The sequence below is a fragment of the Methylobacter sp. genome (genome assembly GCF_023227905.1).
In the GTDB taxonomy this organism is placed as follows: Bacteria; Pseudomonadota; Gammaproteobacteria; order Methylococcales; family Methylomonadaceae; genus Methylobacter_A.
On the sequence record NZ_JALOCF010000123.1, the window covers coordinates 1 to 2,785 of the forward strand.

Consider the following 2,785-nt stretch of genomic DNA (forward strand, 5'->3'; position numbering starts at 1 on the left):
CTTTGGCGGCCATTTCAGTCAACGAGGCGCGGATTTGCTTGTTAGCACTTACTCCGCCTGCAACCACCAGTCTTTTCAGGCCAGTTTGTTTCAGCGCCCGCTTGCATTTGATGGTGAGCGTTTCAGCAACGGCATTCTGAAATGCAGCGGCAATATCGGCTTTGTCCTGATCAGTTTTTTCAGAGGCATTGATGGTATTCATGGTGAATGTTTTTAAACCGCTGAAGCTAAAGTCCAATCCGGGGCGGTCAGTCATTGGGCGAGGAAACTTGATTTGCGGTGTGCCGTGTTCTGCAAGTTCAGACAGTTTTGGCCCGCCCGGATAGCCAAGACCCAGCATTTTTGCCGTTTTATCAAAGGCTTCGCCTGCGGCGTCATCGAGTGATTCGCCTAAGAGTTGATAGCGGCCGATTCCTTCGACCTGCACCAGCAAAGTGTGTCCTCCGGAAATTAGCAGGGCGACAAAAGGGAATCCCGGCGGGTTTTCTTCCAGCATAGGCGCTAGCAGATGACCCTCCATATGATGAACTGCTATTGCGGGAATTTGCCATGACCAAGCCAGACTTCGGGCCGTCGTTGCGCCAACCAGTAATGCTCCCATGAGTCCTGGGCCTGCAGTGTAGGCAATGCCGTTAATGTCCCTGCTGGTTAGCTGAGCTTCCTGCAGAGATTGCTTGATGAGGGGCACTAATTTCCGTATGTGGTCGCGTGATGCCAGCTCAGGAACAACGCCGCCATATTCGCTGTGCATGTCGACCTGGCTGTATAAAAGATGGCTACACAGGCCTTGTTCAGAGTGGTAAATTGCGACGCCGGTTTCGTCGCAGGATGTTTCTATGCCTAAAACATACATTGAGTTTTTGAAATTTATAAAAGTAAAGGTATAATTAACGGTTCTGTTTGTTCAGTGGATCGTAGTATCCTAACAATTTAAATATTAACATAGTTGGAATCATTATATGCCGTCAGTTAAAATTAAAGAAAACGAACCTTTTGACATCGCAATTCGTCGTTTTAAGCGTGCTTGCGAGAAAGCAGGTGTATTGGCAGAAGTGCGCCGTCGTGAGTTTTATGAAAAACCAACTGCAGAGCGTAAGCGTAAAGGCGCTGCTGCTGTTAAGCGTCACTTGAAGAAATTGGCTCGTGAACGTTATGCGTTGAAAAATTTACGTCGTGGACGTCCTGCACTGTAAAACAAGGTTGATGCGATGGATTTGTTAACAGATCGTATCAAGGAAGATATGAAAGCCTCCATGAAAGGGGGCGATAAAGCAAGGCTGGGCGTGATTCGCTTGATCTTGGCTGCAATTAAGCAGGTTGAGGTTGATGAGCGGATTGAGCTGGATAATGAGCGAGTTATCCTGGTTCTTGACAAGATGCTTAAGCAGCGTCGTGAATCTATCAGACAGTTTGCGGATGCGGGTCGATATGATTTGGTGGCAATTGAAGAGGCTGAAATTCCAGTCATTCAGGATTTTCTGCCCCAGGCCCTTACCGAAACAGAAATTGATTTAATGGTTAAAGACGCTGTCGCAGAGTCTGGTGCAGAATCAGTTAAAGATATGGGTAAGGTGATGGCTTTGCTTAAAGCAAAGATGCAGGGTCGTGCTGATATGTCGGCTGTGAGTATCAAAATCAAGGCTGCATTAGCTGGATAGCCTCTTTTCACAGGTTTTTTCAGGGCATAAATATGTCCGGTAGAATTCCGCGTCAGTTTATCGATGAGCTTTTGGTGCGAGTTGATATTGTCGATTTAATCGATTCGCATGTGCCTCTAAAAAAAACGGGTAACAGTTTTGTCGCCCGCTGCCCTTTTCACGCCGAAAAATCCCCCAGCTTTTCTGTAAGCCGTAAAAAACAATTTTTCCATTGCTTTGGTTGTGGTGCTAGTGGCAATGCCATTACCTTTTTGATGGATTTCAATCATCTTGATTTTGTTGAAGCTGTCGAGGACTTGGCAGGATTTGTCGGTGTCGAGGTGCCCAGAGAGTCAATCGAATATCGGTCGTCGGGGCAAAAGAAAGAAGATTTAAACAGCCTGTATGTGCTGATGGAGCAGGTGGCTGCTTTCTATATGGAGCAGTTGCGGACTAGCGATGAAGGCAAGAAAGCAGCTGAGTATTTAAAAAATAGAGGCGTCAGTGGCAATTGTGCTGGTGATTTCATGTTGGGTTACGCGCCTGATGAATGGAAGGCTTTGGCTGGTCGATTTAATCAGAAATTATTAATCGAAGCCGGATTGTTGGTTAGTAGTGAGAATGGGCAGATTTATGATCGTTTTCGCGGCCGAATCATGTTCCCCATCAGGGATAAGCGCGGCCGGATTATAGGCTTTGGAGGACGGGTACTTGACGATTCTTTGCCCAAGTACTTGAATTCTCCAGAAACGCCCCTATTTCACAAAAGTAAAGAAGTTTACGGCTTGTATGAGCTTCTGGAAAAAAATGCCAAGCCCCAGAGAATTCTGATTGTTGAGGGCTATATGGATGTTATCGCCCTGGCGCAGTATGGTATTTATTACTCGGTTGCAGCTTTGGGAACGGCGGCATCGCAAGCGCATCTTGATTTATTATTCCGGTTTTCCTCAGAACTGGTATTCTGTTTCGATGGGGATAAAGCGGGGCGGGAAGCGGCATGGAGAGCGATGGAGTCTGCTTTTTCCAGTTTAAAGGATGGGCGGCAGATTCGCATTATGCTGTTGCCGCAAAATCATGATCCTGATTCGCTGGTGCGAGAAGAAGGAGTTGATGGATTTATTAATCGTGTGCAGACTGCTGAAACTTTG

At 46.7% G+C, this 2,785-nt stretch carries 4 protein-coding genes; 3 read left to right on the forward strand and 1 reads right to left on the reverse strand.

Going from position 1 to position 2,785, the window contains the following annotated elements:
- Positions 1–853: tRNA (adenosine(37)-N6)-threonylcarbamoyltransferase complex transferase subunit TsaD (gene tsaD / locus M0R47_RS21630; RefSeq protein ID WP_292558428.1), on the reverse strand; the 853-nt coding region annotated here is incomplete at its 3' end.
- Positions 854–959: 106 nt separating this feature from the next.
- On the opposite strand from tsaD, the gene rpsU reads away from it, so the two are divergent.
- From rpsU to dnaG, 3 genes are all read left to right on the forward strand, one after another.
- The gene (gene rpsU / locus M0R47_RS21635) at positions 960–1,193 is read left to right on the forward strand and encodes a 30S ribosomal protein S21 (RefSeq protein ID WP_006890759.1); all 234 of its coding nucleotides are present in this window, start codon (positions 960–962) and stop codon (positions 1,191–1,193) included.
- Positions 1,194–1,208: 15 nt separating this feature from the next.
- Entirely contained in the window at positions 1,209–1,658 is a 450-nt protein-coding gene (locus M0R47_RS21640; RefSeq protein ID WP_292558429.1) for a GatB/YqeY domain-containing protein, read from the forward strand.
- A gap of 32 nt (positions 1,659–1,690) precedes the next feature.
- The coding region (gene dnaG / locus M0R47_RS21645) for a DNA primase (protein ID WP_292558430.1) at positions 1,691–2,785 on the forward strand (1,095 nt) is incomplete at its 3' end.

What these genes read in the sequence shown, in the direction of transcription:
- rpsU (WP_006890759.1), top strand. Translation starts at nt 960, where the DNA reads ATGCCGTCAGTTAAAATTAAAGAAAACGAACCTTTTGACATCGCAATT.
- M0R47_RS21640 (WP_292558429.1), top strand. Translation starts at nt 1,209, where the DNA reads ATGGATTTGTTAACAGATCGTATCAAGGAAGATATGAAAGCCTCCATG.